We start from the raw sequence: 18,482 nt of genomic DNA, 5'->3' as shown, positions 1-18,482 counted from the left end.
TTCTCATGAGAACAGTAAGAAAACCATTTTTTGTGGTTAATCCTAAATCTTATTTGTATGGTGAACAGGCATTGGAACTAGCAAAAACAGCGGATCAATTAGCTGCAGCATACGACATCGATATCATTTTTACTTGTCAACATGTTGATGTTCGGCTGATTAAGGAAGAGACAACGCGGTTGATTGTGAGTGTTCAACATATCGATGGGATAGTCCCTGGTAGAGGGATGGGACACGTTTTACCTGAAGGCGTTGTAGCGGCTGGAGCAGAAGCGACCTTCCTTAATCACACAGAACGTCCTTTATCGGTTAGTGAGCTGTGTGATGCCGTCAAGCGAGCAAAGGAACTTGGTCTATTGACTATTGTCTGTGCGAATTCTTTAGAAGAGGCGAAGCTCGTAGCTTCCTTGAAACCTGATGTAATGGTTTGTGAGCCTACGGAATTAATAGGCACAGGTCAAGCAAGTGACATTTCTTATATGATTCAAACCAATGAAGCTGTACGCAAGATGGATCCTGAAATTTTTGTTCTGCAGGCAGCAGGGATTTCAACGGTAGCAGATGTTCGCAAAGCACTTGATTCGGGGGCTGATGCAACGGGTGGAACCAGCGGGATTGTTTGTGCCAAAGATCCTGTGGACACATTGAAAGCGATGATTGAAGAAGTAAGTAAATGGAAAAAGGAGCAATCGACAAAATGATAACTTATACTGAGCAACTTGTTTTGACTTCAAATGGACAGCGAGTGACGTATCATAATATTACCGAACAAGTAAAAGAAATTGTGGCAAAAAGTGGGATAAAAAATGGCATTTGTCTTGTTCAGTCGCCACATACTACTTGTTCAGTTATTTTTGAGGAATTCATGCACGATTTGGATTTTAATGGGGATGAATTTTTACAGGTTGATTTAAATCGGATTCTTGATCGGATCATTCCTCGAGAATTAACGGAAAATACCGATTATCGTTATCCTGGTCCGAAGCATCTTGATTTCTTGCTGTCCTTAGATGATCCAGACTATGCTGGTGATGCTGGAACGATTTTAAATGGAGATGCACATATCCGAGCATCATTCTTCGGAGCAAGTGAAAATTTCATTGTCAAAGAGGAAACATTAATGACAGGAGCTGTCGGCTCGATTTATTTCATTGATTTTGATCAAAACCGTGTTAGAAATCGAAAATGCCATATTTTAGTAATGGGTGAATAGAAAAGTAATAAGAAACAAACATTTGGGAAACTAATTGAATGATCACACCTATAAAAATTAATACGAAAGATAATAGTTAGTTCATTCCGTTTTTTTGGTTAAACTACTAAAATTCATCATAGAAAACACTATAGGGAAACAAAAACTATTTAGTTTAGAAAAAGTATAGCCAGTTATCTGATCGGTAAATAAGATCATTGGGAAGACCTTGCTTAAGGCGTTCTTCTCAGTGATCTTAATTTATTGTTATTTAAATCCATCCTTGCTTTATTGCAAAATTTATCGCTTCAATTCGTGAACGTGATGCTGTTTTGCTTAGAATAGCAGAGATGTAATTACGTACAGTTCCCTCACTCAAAAATAGAGTTTGGGCAATTTGTTGGGTGCTGATGCCGGTTTTTAACAACGTTAAAATTTCAAGCTCTCTTGGGGTTAAAGGGTTTTTTTGAGTAATGAATGATTGAATAACCAATTCAGGTGAAAAAATCGTATCACCCGCCATGATTGAGCGGATCGAACGAATAAGTTCTTCACTGGGACTATCTTTTAGCATATAACCGTTGACATTGTTCTGTAAAGCTTGCTGAAAATAGTGTTCTTGCGCAAAGGTAGTCAGAACCATAATTTTCACATCCTGTTTTAATAAACGAAGCTGCTTAGCAATTTCCAAGCCAGTCAACTTAGGCATTTCAATGTCTAATAAAACGATATTTGGTTTCAATTTGATGATGTCAGATAATGCCGTATCACCATCTGTTGCAGAACCAATAACTTCAAAATCTGTTTCAAGATTCAAAATCATCGTTAATGCAGTGTTCAATAATTGTTGATCCTCTGCCAAATACAATTTAATCATGCTCATTCTCCTTAGGCAACGAAATGACAATCTTTACTCCTTGTGTTCCAGTGATCGTCAACTGTCCTTTTTCAGTTTGAATCCGTTCTTTCATTCCGCTGATTCCATAGCCGGTTGATTTTAGTTGAGTGAATCCTTGTCCATTATCTTGAATGGTAATAAAATAGGTGTCTATATTCTCGGTAAAATCAATCATCGCAATACTAGCTTTGCTGTGACGAATCATATTTGTGATGGCTTCTTTAATAACTGCGGATACTGTATGTTGAATGTTCGTCGGCCATTTTTCGGCTAGTTCCTCTCCTACAGAATGAAGCTGAATATTGGTAAGAACTAAATTTTTTTCTTCTTCTAGCATCGTTTGGGCAATTGTTCGCTCTTGTAAATTTGAAACGATCCCACGAACTAATGATAAGTTTTTTCGGGAAGTCTCAGCAATATCATGTAATTCATTGGTTGCTTGGCGTGAATCAATTGCTATTAATTTCTCCGCTAATTCAGCCTTTAATGAAATGATGGAAAACGCTTGGCCTAAATGATCATGGAGATCACGAGCAATACGATCTCGTTCATTTTGGCGCACAACTGCTTCTAAACGTTTATTTTGTTGGTTGAGGCGATAGATCCGCCGATAAGATTCCCCTACCGACTTAGCTGCTAGTGGTGTAATAATAGCAGCTATGATAGTGATACCTACATTAATGTAACTGGATGAATGGGTGAAACGAGTGGTCCACAACATAGCGCCAAGACTAATCATGACGCTTACATAATAACCAGTCAAATAATGATAGAATAAACGTTTGGTTACTGGCAGGGAGCCAATCTCCCAGGCAACGAAAATAAAGAGATAGCCATTTTTTTGAAAGATACCAAATAAGCAGGCAATCAATAATTGAAGGAAAACATCCCATGTTAAAAATTTATGAACTTCATAGCCATCTCGGTAAGCTTTTAAAAAAATAACTAAAAGTAATATAAATAACCAGTCAAACCAAGAATTAAGGGGGAACAATGAATAGATCGTCGGTATTAAAAATACTAACCAGAAATAAGGTGCAATGCCGAATCGTTTTGGGAAAAATATGTGCTTTTCGAAAAAACTCATATGGTAGAAACCTCACTTTTACTTTGAAAAAAGACGACTACTTTGAACAGTACGAATAAAATAATCGTCCAAACTAAGAGTACCCCAAAACTAACAAAATTAAAACGTTGATAATTGATAAATCTTCTTAAAATTACAGCTGTTTGATAAGTTGGTAGCCAGTGTCCAACCTTTTGTACCCATGGGGGCATTATGCTAAGTGGCCACCATAGTCCGCTTAAAATTGCCATGGGAAAAACGATGAGATTACTAAGCAAATTTACTACGTTATCTGAACCTAATAGAGAGATGATCATTCCAATCAATATAAGTGGGAATGATAACAATGGAACGAGGAATAAAAGACCTATTAAATGAAACCAATTAATTGTTAGCTGATTTACTAAAAGTCCAGTCATTATTAGTGCCAAAACCGAAAGTATATTTAACGATAGAAAGACGATTAACATTGATAGATAATATTGTGATTTTGAAACTGGACGTAGTGCTACAAATAAATCGAACTTTCTAGTATGATCTTCTAACAGAGTATGTGCGACTGTCATAACAGAACTAATCAATGAGCTATACACAATCATACTAATCATATAAGCGATATTCCATGTTTTCGAAGCTGCTGGTTGTGTTATTACCTGGGTAAATATAAGGTAAAAGCCTGTTGGCATGGCGATACTGAATAAGAGGAAGCGCAAGTTACGGAATACGATGCGTTTATAGTTGATTTGAACTTGAAACAAGAATTTTTTCATTTACCGCTACCTCCAATTACTTTTTGAAATAAAGAAGCCAACGAATTTTGCTGAATGGCTAATTCGTCTAATTGATTAAGATAAGGAATTAAAGCTTCCATCACTACGTTTGGCTCATCAGTGATTAATTGAAGATGCTGATTAGTTTTTAAACATTCTTTAACAGCTGAAATGGATGTGAATGTTTCTTTTGGTAATGGAGTGGTAAATTGGATGGTTATATGACCACTTTTTTTCCGCAATGATTTCAAGGTACCATCGTATACTAACCTAGTATCTTTTAAAATAAGGATTCAATCTGCAATCTGATCTAGTTCCTCCAGATAATGGTTAGTGATAAAAAAAGTCTTTCCATTTTGCTTCAAACGGTCAATACTTTCCCAGAATGATTGTCGACTATTACTATCCATTCCAGCAGTCGGCTCATCTAAAAAAATTAGTTGAGGGTTTCCTGCCATAGTTGTTGCAAAAGTCAACCGACGTTTTTGTCCGCCAGACAATTGATCTAAGTAACACTTCTCTTTTTCTTTTAAGTTGGCTAAGCGAATCAAGGCTTCATAAGATAATGGGTTGTGATAGTAACTACGAGCAAGATTTAAACACTCTTTGACGGTGACTCGTTCGAGTGATAAGTTTTGTTGCAACATTACACCGACTTTGTCACGGACTTTCCTGATATCTTGGGTTCCCATCACATAAGTAGTTCCTGAATTTGGTTGAATCAATTGGTTAAGTAGATTGATCAGAGTGGATTTTCCTGCACCATTTTTTCCTAATAGTGCGACAGTCTCTCCGGGTGCAATCTGAAATGAGATGTTATCTAAAACGGTTGTCCTGTTATACACCTTCGATAAGTTTTGTACATCGATTATTGGATTCATATTCTTTCCTCCTGCTGATGTTATCTTAGCTATTTTTTGAGTTGTAAAACAGTCATGGATGTCATCAGTTGGACATGACAATTGTCATGTCTAAAGAACACAGAAATGTAGACTGCTGATTGAATAGTCAAAAAGTTGTTATTATTAATTAAGAAGTGGAGAAAAGCTAAAACTACCTTGTTGATTGTTCATTATGGAAACTCTTTTCACTTATATCTACTATTAAATTTCGCTAATTTTGATGTGGGGGAGGACTTTTGTTACTTGGCAACCAACTGATTTTTTTTTGGAAGTTTGTGATTCATGGGGCACGTAAATTACTTTTATCAGACGTTCTACGGTATAATAAATGACGAACATGTTTCATTCATTTTCCTCTTACAACCAATTGAAAGCGTTTGTATTTTTGATTCAAGAAAGATACTTAGATGCTTGGAGTATACTTTCGTTGATATCATTGATTGGAAAACGATACCTGATGCGCTTGTCACTAAAGTTTTTCCTGACAAGTGTGCATTTGGTGGTGTTCTAACTTCGTTTACTAAAGCAATTGAAATAAATTTGAGATGAAAAAGGAGCGGATAGGATGGCTTTTCCAGAGAATTTTTTATGGGGCGGTGCATTAGCAGCCCATCAATTTGAAGGTGGTGTAATTGGAACGTCAAAAGGGCTTTCGGTGGCTGACGTGATGACAGCTGGCTCACATGGTGTACCTCGAGTAATTACAGATGGAGTTGTGGAAGGTAATTATTATCCCAATCATGTAGGGATTGATTTTTATCATCGCTATAAAGAAGATATTGCACTGTTCGCTGATCTTGGGTTCAAATGTTTTCGTACATCGATTGCTTGGTCACGTATTTTTCCAAATGGAGATGAGCTGGAACCTAATGAAGAAGGTCTTCAATTTTATGACGATGTCTTTGACGAGCTGTTGAAATATGGGATCGAACCGGTTATTACATTGTCCCATTTTGAAATGCCCTATCATATTGCCAAAGAATATGGTGGATTTATGAATCGTCAAACGATCGATTTCTTTCTTAAGTTTGCAGAAGTGGTATTTGAGCGCTATCAAAATAAGGTGAAATACTGGATGACATTCAACGAGATCAACAACCAAATGAACTATTCAAATGATATTTTTGGTTGGACCAACTCAGGTGTTCATTTTGGCGATTATGAAAATCCAGAGGAGGCGATGTACATTTGTGGCCATCATACGTTAGTTGCTTCTGCTAAGGCGGTTAAACTAGGAAAATCAATCAATCCAGATTTCGAGATTGGGAATATGATTGCGATGGTGCCTATTTATCCATTTTCTTCTCGACCAGCGGATCAAATCTTAGCGCAACAGATGATGCATGATCGTTGGTTTTTCTGTGATGTACAAGTTCGTGGACACTATCCAAATTATGCCCTTAAAATGTTTGAGCGTAAAGGGTACCAGATCGATATAACAGAAGCAGATCGACAAGCACTCGCTGAAGGTACAGTGGATTATATCGGTTTTTCATACTACATGAGTAATACGGTCGATTCGCAAGTCCATCAAGATGTTTCAACGAATGTTAGTGGTGGAAGTACGTACTCCGTAACGAATCCATTTATTAAGGAATCTGACTGGGGGTGGGCGATCGATCCAGAAGGTCTCCGCTATTCATTGAATGCTTTTTATGAGCGTTATGAACTCCCATTATTTATTGTTGAAAATGGGTTTGGTGCCATTGATGTTCTGGAGGCGGATCACACGATTCATGATCCTTACCGTATCGAATATTTACGTAGTCATATCCAAGAGATGGAAAAGGCGATCAATGAAGATGGTGTCGTGCTTTTGGGTTACACGCCGTGGGGTTGTATTGATTGCGTGTCATTTACAACAGGGGAGATGAAAAAGCGTTACGGTTTTATCTATGTTGATCGGAACAATGATGGTTCTGGTACGCTAGAAAGGTATAAAAAAGACTCCTATGATTGGTATAAGCGGGTAACAACCTCTAATGGAACAGAGCTTTAGACGAGCAAACATGTAAATAGACCACAAAAAATCAGCTGGTTGTTTTCAAATCAGCTGATTTACTATTTATTTGTATTAAATTGAAAGAGAGTAAAAAGTTTATGAAAGTTGACCAACCTTATTTATAGAACCGTTTTTATTTTTTCCCATAAGTGATCCAGATCCATTGTTCCGTACTCTGCTTTAGAAATAGCTATCACTGGTATCTGAGGGAATTTCTTTTCAATTTCTTCTTTGGCATAGGCAAACGTTGGGGTTAGTAAAATAATATCTGCTTCCGAGGCGTGTTCGTCTATCTGACTTGCTTCATATATTTTAAGAGCCCAAGATTGATTTTTTTCTCTTAAAAACTTCGCTAATTTCATTTCTAAGAACTGGGTTTGCAAACTACCATTGGTAGAAATAAAATTAAAAGACAGATCAAAAATGACAATAGTTTTCATTTTTTGTTCCGCATATTTTTGAGAATTGTTCATCGAAGTAGTAGCCATTTGTTTTCTTCCTTTCGTTTCACCTATTCGTTATCTCTAGTATACGACAATTATTTTGTAAGCGCTATTTTAAGTTGGTGGAAATAAGTGTGCTTTTTCTTTTAATTTCATTTCATATAGCTACATAGTGAATAAATTGAATAAATATGAATAAACAGCTATTTTATGTTGAACTTTCATTATTCAGCTCATAAAAGGGGTCAAACAATGCTATACTTTATCCAATGGAAAACAGAATAGGAGAAAAATGTATGGATCAAAAAACATTTATTGTGCTATTGATTTGTGGCGTGATCGTTTTGCTCATTGCTCTAGATTTCAATGCGCGTCGAAAATTAAAAGAAAGTGTCCATCAGAAGTGGGGAAGAGTGCCTTATCAACCTCGATTTGATAAAGAAAAAAGTTTAAAGGAAGCGTGGCTCACAGAAAAAGAATTTCGTTCATGGTCAAGTGAAGTGGATGACTTGACGTGGTACGATTTGGATATGTTTGAAGTTTTTGAAGGCATCAACCTGACATACTCTAGTATTGGTTCGGAAGCTTTATATCAACGGCTGAGGAGCTTTAACTTTGGGGAAGATCAACGATTAGAAAAGTTAATTGCTTTTTACCAAGAAAACCCTCAAACAAGAGAAAAAATCCAATATCAATTTGCACGACTAGGGAAAAAAGATGGTAATTTTACGAAGCAATATTTAGCGGATGGCCAAAGTAAACAGATCGGACATGTCGGCTTTTATACTTTTTTAGGTCTCTTACCGATCATTGGTTTAATTTTATTATTATTTGGACAAGTCTTAGGTATCTATCTAGCGATTGGTAGTTTGATTTTTAACACACTTTATTATCAAGTCAAGAAACAGACATTAGAAACTGAGATTAATAGTATGGGTTACCTAGTCTCAACGATCTCAACAGCGAATCAAGTAGCAAAGATTGCTACACCGGTTCAAGATGAATTACGGCAAAATGTTAAACCGTTAAAAGATATTCCTAAATTTGGTTTTTCTTTTCGAGTTAAGAGTGGTTCGGAAGCAGAAATTTTATTTGATTATGTCAATATGATGTTCATGTTGCCGTTTATTTCTTATCACTTTGTTATTAGTAGGTTAGAGAAAAAAACGAAAGAAGCAATGAAGGTTTGGGAATTATTGGGAGAAATGGAAGTAGCGGCTGCGGTTCTCAACTACCGTACCTACATGCCTATTACCTGTCAGCCAGAATTTACGGATAATGGCGTAGAGGCAGAAGACCTCTATCATCCTCTCTTGAAAGAAGCGGTAGTGAACCCGGTAGATTGGCATCAGAACATCTTAGTGACGGGCTCGAATGCTTCAGGTAAATCTACTTATGTAAAAAGTATTGCGATCAATTGTATCTTAGCACAGACGATCCAAACAGCCCTCGCAGAAAAATTCACCTTGCAGCACGGTCACGTACTGACTTCTATGGCGATCGAAGATGACTTGTTTGCAGGAGATAGTTATTTTGTTTCAGAAATCAAATCGATTAAACGTCTACTAGATCAAGTGGAAAAAGGGGAAAGATGTTATTGTTTTGTGGATGAGATTTTAAAGGGAACTAATACGATCGAACGGATTGCTTCTTCTGCAGCAGTAGTAAGATGGTTGGCAGATTACCCTTCACTAGCTTTTGTGGCAACTCACGATATTGAATTGACTGAGATCTTGAAAAATGAATGTGAGAATGTCCATTTTGAGGAACAGGTCACAGCAGAAAAAGGAATCAGTTTTGATTTTAAATTAAAGCAAGGTCCAGCAAAAACCAGAAATGCGATTGCATTATTGAAAGTCTTAAATTATCCGGAAAAACTAGTTGCGGATGCAAAAGAAGCAGCAACATTTTTTGATCAACATCGAAAATGGGAGATTTTTGACTAAAACGTACGGACTTAATATGTCAGGCTTGAATGGTCTGTCGCAAACTCATTTTAAAGCAAAAAAGGAAGAAAGCGTACCTTTTCCTGATGGAGAAATCATGCTTTCTTCCTTTTTGGACATGGATAAAAGGATTCGATTTATTTTAGTAGAACAACTGATCGAAAGAAGATGAAATGATTGATTTTATATTGGATGCTCGAATACATAAAATTCTATTTTTATTTTGAAAACTTTATTCATTTTCTTTCAATCATTCCATGTTACAATAGAGAATCAGATGGAAAAAAGGAGATCGTTAAAAAAATGACACAGGCTCTTGAAATAAAGAATTTAAAAAAAGTATACGCAACGGGAGTTGAAGCGTTGCGAGGGATTGATTTAACGGTGGAAGAGGGCGATTTTTATGCCTTGCTTGGTCCTAATGGTGCGGGGAAATCTACGACAATTGGGATCATCACTTCACTTGTGAATAAAACTTCTGGTGAAGTAAAAGTGTTTGGTTATGACTTGGATACTGATTTGGTTCGTGCCAAACAACAAATCGGATTAGTACCGCAAGAATTCAATTTTAATCCTTTTGAAACAGTTCAACAGATCGTAGTGAATCAAGCAGGATATTATGGTGTTTCACGACAAGAAGCAATCAAGCGTAGTGAAAAATACCTTAAGCAATCCAATCTATGGGAAAAAAGAAATGTTCGTGCACGCATGCTTTCTGGTGGGATGAAACGGCGACTGATGATTGCTAGAGCATTGATGCATGAACCGAAACTATTGATTTTAGATGAACCTACTGCAGGTGTAGATATTGAACTAAGACGTGAAATGTGGGAGTTCTTGCGAGAATTAAATGAACAAGGTACCACGATTATTCTAACGACTCATTATTTGGAAGAAGCCGAAATGTTGTGTCGGAATATCGGGATTATCCAATCAGGTGAATTGATTGAAAATACAAGTATGAAATCATTACTTTCTAAATTACAATTTGAAACGTTTATTTTTGACTTAGCACCGTATGAACAAGCGCCAGTTCTACAAGGGTACACTAGTACGTTTGAAGATGATCGGACCCTTGCTGTTGAAGTAGAACGGGATCAAGGGGTCAACGGAATCTTTGATCAATTAAGTGAACAAGGGATAAAAGTGCTTTCGATGAGAAATAAATCGAATCGCTTAGAAGAATTATTCTTGAAAATCACGGAAGAAAATGGTCATGTGGAGGAAAAAAATGTTTAGTCTTTATTTTACAGCTTTAAAAAGTTTAGCCATCAAGGAAACCAATCGCTACTTGCGGATTTGGGTCCAAACACTGGTTCCACCAGTGATTACCACCTCACTTTATTTTGTGATCTTTGGGAAAATGATTGGCGGACGTATTGGTGATATGGGTGGATTTTCCTACATGGAATTTATTGTTCCAGGGTTGATCATGATGTCCGTTATCACTAGTTCTTATTCCAATGTTTCGTCCTCATTTTTTTCTCAAAAATTCCAGAAAAATATTGAAGAAATTTTAGTTGCGCCCGTTCCCACACATGTGATTATTTGGGGATTTGTGATTGGTGGACTGGGACGTAGTATCTTGGTCGGGGCGTTGGTAACGATGATTTCGCTATTCTTCGTTCCGCTAAATGTCTTCTCTTGGGGCATCGTGATTGTTACTTTGCTGATGACCTCGATTTTATTTTCACTAGCGGGTTTGATCAATGGTATTTTCGCACAGTCGTATGATGATGTGTCGATCGTGCCGACCTTTGTCCTTCAGCCATTGACATACCTCGGTGGTGTCTTTTATTCGATCTCTATGTTGCCACCAATCTGGCAGGCAATTTCTAAAGTTAATCCGATCGTTTACATGATTTCAGGATTTCGTTATGGGTTCCTTGGAACGACAGATGTACCCATCATGGTTTCGATCACGATTCTTGTGTTATTTAGTTTAGTGCTTTATTCACTATGCTGGTATTTAATCAATAAAGGTAGAGGGTTAAGAAGCTAGAGTTTGTGGAATGATCAAAAAAACTTATTCTATTTTCTACAGAAACGGATTGACTTGATCAAATTTTTGGTAATAGACAAGAAATAGTTGAGTCTAGGATAGATGCTTATCCTAGACTTTTTTTGTTCGATTAAAGGACTTCCTCATACAAATTTAGACGATCTACTCTTAAATTAACTAAATATAATATGTTAAAATGATAACTAAACTTTAGTTTTTAGTGTTTTATCTAGTATAGAAAAATAAAAAGGGGATATGGAATGACAATTGAATTTCGCGAAACGACGTTAGCTGATGTGCCAGCCGTCATGAAAATCATTAATGAAGCAAAACGGTTATTAGCTTCCGCTGATAGTCCGCAATGGCAAAATGGTTATCCAAATGAAGAAACGATCAGGCAAGATATCGAAAAAACATGGTCTTATGTTTTGGTAGTCGATGGAATCATTGCTGGAACATTAGCCTTACAAAAAACACCTGATAAAAATTATCAAGAAATCTTTGAAGGAAGTTGGGAAAAAGCTGATGCGCCCTATACAACAATCCATCGCATTGCACTAGCTGATGCATTTCGCGGACAAAAGCTGGCTTACCGACTCGTTGAGTATGCAGAAGCAGAAACAAAGGCCTTAGGAATGGCACAAGTAAGAGTTGATACGCACAAAAAGAATACTAGTATGCAACGTATCATGGCTCATTGTGGGTTTGAGTTACGTGGTATCGTCTATGTCGACGATGAAATAGACAATGAACGATTGGCGTATCAAAAATTGCTTTAGTAAAGGAAGCAGTGGTTTTGCTTCTTTTGTTGATTCCTAGTATAATGACTCTGTTTTTTAGAATAGCGAACGAAGAGTATTACATGGCGAAACTACAATGAAATGGAGAGTTATCAGTGAAAGAAAATTTTTGGGCAGAATTACCGAAGCCCTTTTTTATATTAGCACCAATGGAGGATGTCACAGATGTGGTGTTTCGACATGTTGTGCAGGCGGCAGGAGCGCCCGATGTGTTTTTTACAGAATTTACAAATTCCGATAGTTTCTGCCATCCTGATGGTAAAGAAAGTGTCAGAGGTCGCTTGACATTTACCGAAGATGAACAGCCGATGGTTGCTCATATCTGGGGTGATAAACCAGAATTTTTTAGACAAATGAGTATCGAACTAGCAGAAATGGGTTTTAAAGGGATCGATTTGAATATGGGATGTCCGGTTCCTAACGTTGCTGAACGTGGGAAAGGGAGTGGCTTGATTCTTCGTCCGGAAGTTGCAGCGGAACTAATCGAAGCAGCGAAAGCAGGAGGATTACCTGTAAGCGTCAAGACAAGAATCGGCTATACAGAACAAGAAGAGTTGGAAGGTTGGTTGAGTCATTTATTGAAACAAGATATCGCCAATCTTTCTGTTCATTTACGTACGAGAAAAGAAATGAGTAAAGTAGATGCTCATTGGGAGTTGATCCCTCAAATCGTAGCATTAAGAGATCAGCTTGCGCCACAAACGTTGCTTACGATCAATGGCGACATTCCTGATCGGCAAACGGGCTTGGAATTAGTTGAAAAATATGGTGTAGACGGGATTATGATCGGTCGTGGGATCTTTAAAAATCCTTTTGCTTTTGAAAAAGAACCAAGGGAACATTCAGCAACTGAATTGATTGATCTTTTACGTCTGCAATTAGATCTCCAAGACCAATATGCCAAAGAAATCCCCCGTTCAATGACTGGGCTACATCGTTTCTTTAAAATCTATGTCAAAGGATTTCCGGGCGCAAGTGACTTACGTGTTCAATTAATGAATACTAAATCGACCGACGAAGTCAGAGCGCTTTTAAATGCTTTTTCTAATCAAGAGTAACCGATGAAAATTTCAAGAATACTGTATTCTGTTTGTATTTTTGAATCTTATAAAAGAAATCAGAGGTAGATAAAACGCCGAATGATCCGAATGAATTTTCGTGATCATTGGGCTTTTTTTTGTAAAAGTAGTTATTTAATGAGAAAATTGAATGGCAAATGAGACAAAACTTGTCACAGTCTCTTCTAGTATCTCTAAAAACGAATAAACGGCGTTCAAGAAGCAACTCCTCAAGAATAAGCGATGATTTTCTAAAATATGAGGAGCTATTTAAAAAAATCCTCTCTTATTCGCTCGGGGCTAAACGCTTCTTTCACAGCCTCTTGCTAAACGGCGTTCAAACATCAGCTCCTTGAAATAAGCCTGAAATTTTCAAAACATGAGGAGCTGTTTCAAAAAATTCTTTCTTATTGTCATCAGAGCTACCCGATGTTTTCACGACCTCTGATTCACGGTGTTCAAAGAGCTGACCTTCGGCGATAAGTCAAAAAATCTCAAAACATGGGAAGCTGTTTCGAGATTTCCATCCTTAATGCTCCTGCGATTACTCGTCGCAGTTTTTACTTGGTGAGCGCTCAGGTCAAAACACTCTTTTCACGACCTCTTGTTCACGGTGAGACAAAAGTAGCATCTTCGGAAAATTTGCTGAAATTTACCAAAAATTTGAGAAGCACCAAGTAGGTAACAATCAACATCAAAAACTAGTTTTTGTGTTTCTTGTCAATTTTCGGAAATTCCTTCTTATTTCTTGATGCTAAACACTTTTGTCTCAACCTCTTTGAGCATATTAGTTTATCACTTGATAAATTTTGCGTTATCATTAAATTTATCAAGTGATAAAAAAGGTAAGTAGGTGATCCCATGAAAAAAATTATTGTCATTGGGGCGGGAGTAGCTGGATTAAGTGCCGCAGTTCGGTTGCAAAAGCTAGGATATGAAGTCACACTGTACGAAAAAGATCGTCAAGTTGGCGGGAAAATGAATCAAATCAAAACGGCAGGATTTACCTTTGATTTAGGACCAACGATTGTGATGATGCCAGAAATTTATCGGGAAGTATTTGAATTTTGTGGGAAAGACCCCGATGACTACATTCCAATGAAAAAAGTTGATCCAATGTTAAAACTGTATTTCAACAAAGAGGAACCAATCGAGTTTTCCAATGATTTAATTGAATTGACAAAGACGTTGGAAAACATTTCGCCAGAAGATACACAAGGTTATTTCTCATTTTTAGCAGATATCTATCAGCGATATACGATTGCAAAAGAAGCCTTTATCACGAAATCATTTCGTGGTTTTTGGGATTTTTATAATCCTAAATCATTATGGGCAGGGATCCGCTTGCGGACATTCAGCGATGCGTATACGTCTATTTCTAAATTTGTGAAGGATGACCGTTTGCGTAAATCATTGGCTTTTCAAACACTTTATATCGGGGTATCGCCTTATCAAGGACCCTCTTTATATACGATTATTCCAATGATCGAATTATTTTATGGTGTTTATTTTATTGAAGGTGGAATGTATACGTTAGCGACTTCATTGGCTCGATTGTTTGAAGAATTAGGTGGAAAGATCGTTTACGAAACATCAGTAGATGAAATCCTAATTGACAATAAGATTGCTAAAGGGATCCGAATCGGGACAGAACAAGTGATGGCTGATGCTATTGTATGTGGCGCTGATTTTCCTTATGCGATGAAGGAATTAATTCCTGATGAAAGAAAACGGGGAAAGTATACAAATAAAAAAATCGCTAAATTTGAATATTCATGTTCTTGTTTTTTGATGTATCTTGGCTTAGACAAGAAATACCCAGAGGAACACTTGCATAGTATTTATTTTGCAGAAGACTTTAAACAAAATGTTGATGATCTCTTTGAACGAGGAAAGTTACCAGATGATCCATCTTTTTATTTGTACCGACCGTCATTGATGGATGATTCGCTTGCACCTGAGGGTCAGGAAGGCTTATATGTCTTAGTACCAGTGCCAGAATTGTCAAAATATGAGAAGTGGACGGAACAAACGATGCAAGCCTATCGCCAAAAAATCATCCGATTGCTCAAAGAAAAGACGATTTTTAAGGATATCGATGAGCATATCGTATCCGAAACATTGATCACGCCCAAAGATTTTTCTGAACGTTTCAATGCTTATAATGGAGCGACTTTTGGCTTAAAACCGACATTGAAACAAAGTAATTATTACCGCCCGCATAACAAATTTTCTGCAGCAGAAAATTTATATTTTTGTGGGAGTAGTACCCATCCTGGCGCAGGGGTACCAATTGTTATGCAAAGCGCAAAATTAGCGGTAGAGGAGCTGTTGAGAGATGATAACCATTAACAATGATCCTTTTCAAGAATACCAAAAAGATTTTGCCTATTGTGAATCAATCATCAAAAAAAATTCAAAATCGTTTTACCTGGCTTTCTCACAGTTGCCTAAACGAAAAGCTCAAAGTGTATATGCCGTGTATGCGTTTTGCCGTCGTGCAGATGATTTGATTGATCGTGACAACAATCAAGCGGGATTGAGGCAGTTAGAACGGCAATTGCTAGATTTTAATGAGGGAAAGGTTCCCAACGATCCAGTCTGGCGTGCGCTATCAGTGGTCTTTGACAATTTCCCCATGGTAACCGCTCCTTTTTTTGATATGCTGACTGGTCAACGAAAAGATGCTGATTTTAAGCAACCAGAAACAAGAAAAGATCTTGAAGAATATTGTTATTACGTTGCAGGTAGTGTAGGTTTGATGTTGCTTCCGCTTTTAACTGAGCGCCCAGCTGACATCGTTGTACCAGCTAAAAAATTAGGAGAAGCGATGCAGTTAACGAATATTTTACGAGATGTTGGAGAAGATTATCAAATGGGGCGAATCTACCTGACAAAAGAAGACATGACTAGATTTGGGGTGGCAACTACCATGTTAAAAGAAAAGCAAGCCCAAACACAATTAGTCGCTTTATGGGAATCACTGGCTAAGCAGGCTGAAAACTTATATGAAGAATCATTTGAAATGTTTCCTCTTATTACAGAAGATTGTCGTCAAGCACTTGCCAGTGCTGCGTTTATTTATCGTGAGCAATTAAATATCGTGAGAAAACAGCATTATTCTTTATTTGATAATAAGAATAAAGTTAGTCATTATCGAAAAGTACAGCTTTTAAAAGAGGTCAAAAGTTATCTCAAAAGCTATTGAACCGTCTGATTATTAAAGAACCGAATATAAATTCAATATTGTTGTTTTCAAACGATCATTAGTTGAAAAAATTGAAAGCAATGAGCCCGAGACCAAAAAGGTTGTCGGGCTTTTTATCACTGTTTTGTTACATAGGTCTTTCTATGCGAGAAAAATTTTCAGATAAAAATAAAGATTTAGCGGAATATTTTAGAACTTGTCGTATATTATTCATGACCAAGGTAATAGTTTTACCAACTAAATGCTAGGAGGATGGAAGAATGGGACCAATTGCAGTTACGCCTGATCAATTAAAATCACAAGCGAAGATCTATCAGCAATCAGCGCTCCAAATACAAGAGGCTATCCGAAAAGTAAATACGATGAACCAGCAAATTGCTCATAATTGGAAAGGACAAGCTTTTCAAGCATATCTTGATCAGTATCACCAGTTAGAAGGTAGCGTTAAACAAATGACACAATTATTTGAAAGTATTTATGAGCAACTCAACAACTATGCGAATACCGTCTCAGAACGGGATCGTCAAGATGCTCGGAATTTTGGGTTGCTATAGCGTTTATCAGTAAAAACCAATCTTCGTTTGACTTGTACCCATTAAAGCAGCAAATGTCAGTTGTTTTTTAGCTATTTTCATTTGGTTTTTGTTTTGATTCCTTGACTTTGAATGTAAAAAATAAGCCATACATGAAAAAAGGGGTAACTCAATGAAACAGGGAATAGTCATTGATATTTGTTTGCAAATCGAACAGCAAACGATCGACTTGCAAATACCTAGGGAAATAACCATTAGGCGCTTAAAGGAATTATTTGTGAACGCACTTCAGGTTTCTTCGATCGTGCTACCGGCTGCGTTCGATTTAGAAGTGACAAATAAATCAATACGATTGAATGAAGAATTTCTTTTATCAGATTATCCAATTAGTCATGGTGACCAACTGTTAATCAAGCCACGTATTCTTAATGGTGGTGACAACAAGTAATTGAAGAACGAAAAGGATGTATTTGAAAAAGAAGGTATTAAAATAACCGATGAACGAGTGGAAATTCAGCTACAAGCGAATCAATATGCGCTGGATCAGATCGAACAATATACATTTTTTTTAAAACCTAAAAGAAATTTACTGGCAGGTGACGTTAGCCATTTATCTACAGAAAAATTAATTATTCAATACAAAAAAACAAGTCAAATGAAGTGTTTCTCACAGGTTTTGATTAAATTAGATTTTTACCAACGATTATTGCTTGCCCAAAAAGTCAATCAATTGTGTGATTTTATGAATGGACCGATCCAACCATTGTTTCATCCCGATAATTTGTTTCTGTTTGGAGAAGAGATTTTTCTTGCACATCGAGGGTTTATGCAAGTTATCGCTCCATATACGGTCACTGAAAATGATTTTCTGAAGCAATATCGGGCACTGGTGTTTGCTATCTTATATCCTAATTTGAGTTATGAGAGTTTAAATGGAGGAAGTGAAGGATTAACAGATGACTTGTCGAAATTGCTCCATGGAGCAAAAAATGTAACAGAAATCAATCAGATTATTAGCGACCAAATCGAAACACAAAAGGAGATTCGAGCGACAGAATTACGTGTGGTCAGTAGGAAAAATTACTTTATTTTTAAATGGGGTAGCCTTTTATTCAGCTTGTCAACCATCCTTTTTGCTTTATTAACAGGAAATTATGCGTTTTATCAATTACCACAGATAGAACGGAGCGTGGATGCACAAGCAAAATATATAGCCAAGGATTATGCAGGTGTTTTAACGGCTTTAGCAGATGTATCCCCCAGTTTGTTTTCTCAAAGTATCAAATATATAGTGGCTGTTAGTGTCATTCAATTAGATCATTTAACTTCATTAGAAAAAACAGCTATTTTAAATCAATTATCTCAAGAGTCAAGTGAGAATCGTTTGCTTTATTGGATTTACATTGACAGAAATAATCTCCAACAGGCATTGGATATCGCTCAAAACATTGGAGATGAGCAGTATCTTTTGCATGTCTATACTAAGTTATATCTGACAGTAAAAATGAACGATCAAATGAGTGGTGAAAAAAAGCAAAAATTACTAAAAAACTATCAAGAAAAAATTAGTCAATATAGCAAAAAGCCAGGAGAGAATAAATCTGAAAATCCCACAAAATAAGACACTATGCACCGAAAATCAGATGAATATCAGTCTTTCCA

Annotated in this window: 20 protein-coding genes; 14 read left to right on the top strand and 6 right to left on the bottom strand. The window is 36.8% G+C overall.

What is annotated here, in order from left to right; translation table 11 throughout:
- Positions 1 to 5: 5 nt before the first annotated feature.
- Together IGJ27_RS12420 and IGJ27_RS12415 are read left to right on the top strand one after the other, a co-directional pair.
- The gene (locus IGJ27_RS12420; protein ID WP_178306298.1) at positions 6 to 701 is read left to right on the top strand and encodes a triose-phosphate isomerase; all 696 of its coding nucleotides are present in this window, start codon (positions 6 to 8) and stop codon (positions 699 to 701) included.
- A complete protein-coding gene (locus tag IGJ27_RS12415) occupies positions 698 to 1,213 on the top strand; it encodes a YjbQ family protein (protein ID WP_034700170.1) in 516 nt (171 codons plus the stop codon). Before IGJ27_RS12420 ends, IGJ27_RS12415 begins: the two co-directional genes overlap by 4 nt.
- Positions 1,214 to 1,463: 250 nt before the next feature.
- Here IGJ27_RS12415 and IGJ27_RS12410 read toward each other — a convergent pair whose 3' ends face one another.
- Genes IGJ27_RS12410 through IGJ27_RS12390 form a run of 5 tightly spaced genes read right to left on the bottom strand, consistent with a single transcriptional unit; the run spans position 1,464 to position 4,807 of the window.
- A complete protein-coding gene (locus IGJ27_RS12410; protein ID WP_010737241.1) occupies positions 1,464 to 2,069 on the bottom strand; it encodes a response regulator transcription factor in 606 nt (201 codons plus the stop codon).
- On the bottom strand, positions 2,062 to 3,177 hold the full coding sequence (locus IGJ27_RS12405) for a sensor histidine kinase (RefSeq protein ID WP_034700105.1): 1,116 nt from the start codon (positions 3,175 to 3,177) through the stop codon (positions 2,062 to 2,064). Before IGJ27_RS12405 ends, IGJ27_RS12410 begins: the two co-directional genes overlap by 8 nt.
- Positions 3,174 to 3,926, bottom strand: a complete 753-nt coding sequence (locus tag IGJ27_RS12400) for an ABC transporter permease (RefSeq protein WP_178306299.1) — start codon at positions 3,924 to 3,926, stop codon at positions 3,174 to 3,176. The genes IGJ27_RS12405 and IGJ27_RS12400 overlap by 4 nt, the downstream gene beginning before the upstream one ends.
- Entirely contained in the window at positions 3,923 to 4,177 is a 255-nt protein-coding gene (locus tag IGJ27_RS12395) for a hypothetical protein (RefSeq protein ID WP_256733893.1), read from the bottom strand. Before IGJ27_RS12395 ends, IGJ27_RS12400 begins: the two co-directional genes overlap by 4 nt.
- Before the next feature lie 42 nt (positions 4,178 to 4,219).
- On the bottom strand, positions 4,220 to 4,807 hold the full coding sequence (locus IGJ27_RS12390; RefSeq protein WP_256733894.1) for an ABC transporter ATP-binding protein: 588 nt from the start codon (positions 4,805 to 4,807) through the stop codon (positions 4,220 to 4,222).
- A gap of 586 nt (positions 4,808 to 5,393) precedes the next feature.
- Here IGJ27_RS12390 and IGJ27_RS12385 point away from each other — a divergent pair.
- A complete protein-coding gene (locus IGJ27_RS12385; RefSeq protein WP_034866477.1) occupies positions 5,394 to 6,827 on the top strand; it encodes a 6-phospho-beta-glucosidase in 1,434 nt (477 codons plus the stop codon).
- A gap of 122 nt (positions 6,828 to 6,949) precedes the next feature.
- On the opposite strand, the gene IGJ27_RS12380 is transcribed toward IGJ27_RS12385, so the two are convergent.
- Positions 6,950 to 7,318: a hypothetical protein gene (locus IGJ27_RS12380; protein WP_178306300.1), complete on the bottom strand. Its 369-nt coding sequence runs from the start codon at positions 7,316 to 7,318 to the stop codon at positions 6,950 to 6,952.
- 251 nt (positions 7,319 to 7,569) lie between these two features.
- Between IGJ27_RS12380 and IGJ27_RS12375 the strand changes: the two genes are divergently transcribed.
- The 11 genes from IGJ27_RS12375 (at position 7,570) to essB (ending at position 18,441) form a co-directional block, all read left to right on the top strand.
- Positions 7,570 to 9,219, top strand: a complete 1,650-nt coding sequence (locus IGJ27_RS12375) for a MutS-related protein (RefSeq protein WP_053765964.1) — start codon at positions 7,570 to 7,572, stop codon at positions 9,217 to 9,219.
- Positions 9,212 to 9,391, top strand: a complete 180-nt coding sequence (locus tag IGJ27_RS12370; protein ID WP_053765963.1) for a hypothetical protein — start codon at positions 9,212 to 9,214, stop codon at positions 9,389 to 9,391. The genes IGJ27_RS12375 and IGJ27_RS12370 overlap by 8 nt, the downstream gene beginning before the upstream one ends.
- 131 nt (positions 9,392 to 9,522) lie before the next feature.
- Positions 9,523 to 10,458: an ABC transporter ATP-binding protein gene (locus tag IGJ27_RS12365; RefSeq protein ID WP_081128991.1), complete on the top strand. Its 936-nt coding sequence runs from the start codon at positions 9,523 to 9,525 to the stop codon at positions 10,456 to 10,458.
- Entirely contained in the window at positions 10,451 to 11,221 is a 771-nt protein-coding gene (locus IGJ27_RS12360; protein ID WP_010720659.1) for an ABC transporter permease, read from the top strand. Before IGJ27_RS12365 ends, IGJ27_RS12360 begins: the two co-directional genes overlap by 8 nt.
- A gap of 260 nt (positions 11,222 to 11,481) precedes the next feature.
- Entirely contained in the window at positions 11,482 to 12,000 is a 519-nt protein-coding gene (locus IGJ27_RS12355) for a GNAT family N-acetyltransferase (protein ID WP_081128962.1), read from the top strand.
- 116 nt (positions 12,001 to 12,116) lie between these two features.
- A complete protein-coding gene (locus tag IGJ27_RS12350; RefSeq protein WP_010720657.1) occupies positions 12,117 to 13,079 on the top strand; it encodes a tRNA dihydrouridine synthase in 963 nt (320 codons plus the stop codon).
- 861 nt (positions 13,080 to 13,940) lie between these two features.
- Positions 13,941 to 15,431, top strand: coding sequence for a phytoene desaturase family protein (locus tag IGJ27_RS12345; protein WP_178306301.1), 1,491 nt, complete (start codon positions 13,941 to 13,943; stop codon positions 15,429 to 15,431).
- Complete coding sequence (locus IGJ27_RS12340; protein ID WP_010737250.1) at positions 15,418 to 16,287, top strand: phytoene/squalene synthase family protein; 870 nt, start codon at positions 15,418 to 15,420, stop codon at positions 16,285 to 16,287. The genes IGJ27_RS12345 and IGJ27_RS12340 overlap by 14 nt, the downstream gene beginning before the upstream one ends.
- 260 nt (positions 16,288 to 16,547) lie before the next feature.
- A complete protein-coding gene (locus IGJ27_RS12335) occupies positions 16,548 to 16,841 on the top strand; it encodes a WXG100 family type VII secretion target (RefSeq protein WP_010720654.1) in 294 nt (97 codons plus the stop codon).
- 151 nt (positions 16,842 to 16,992) lie between these two features.
- Positions 16,993 to 17,268 carry an EsaB/YukD family protein gene (locus tag IGJ27_RS12330; protein ID WP_010720653.1) on the top strand — a complete coding sequence of 92 codons (276 nt, stop codon included), beginning with the start codon at positions 16,993 to 16,995 and terminating at the stop codon, positions 17,266 to 17,268.
- Entirely contained in the window at positions 17,269 to 18,441 is a 1,173-nt protein-coding gene (gene essB / locus IGJ27_RS12325) for a type VII secretion protein EssB (protein WP_178306302.1), read from the top strand. It abuts the gene before it with no gap.
- The last annotated feature ends 41 nt before the right edge of the window (positions 18,442 to 18,482 follow it).

Source organism: Enterococcus sp. DIV1726a (genome assembly GCF_051710985.1).
Taxonomy (GTDB): domain Bacteria; phylum Bacillota; class Bacilli; order Lactobacillales; family Enterococcaceae; genus Enterococcus_B; species Enterococcus_B hirae.
The sequence above is the reverse complement of the archived record's forward strand: the minus strand, read 5'-3'. Positions and strand labels throughout refer to the sequence as shown.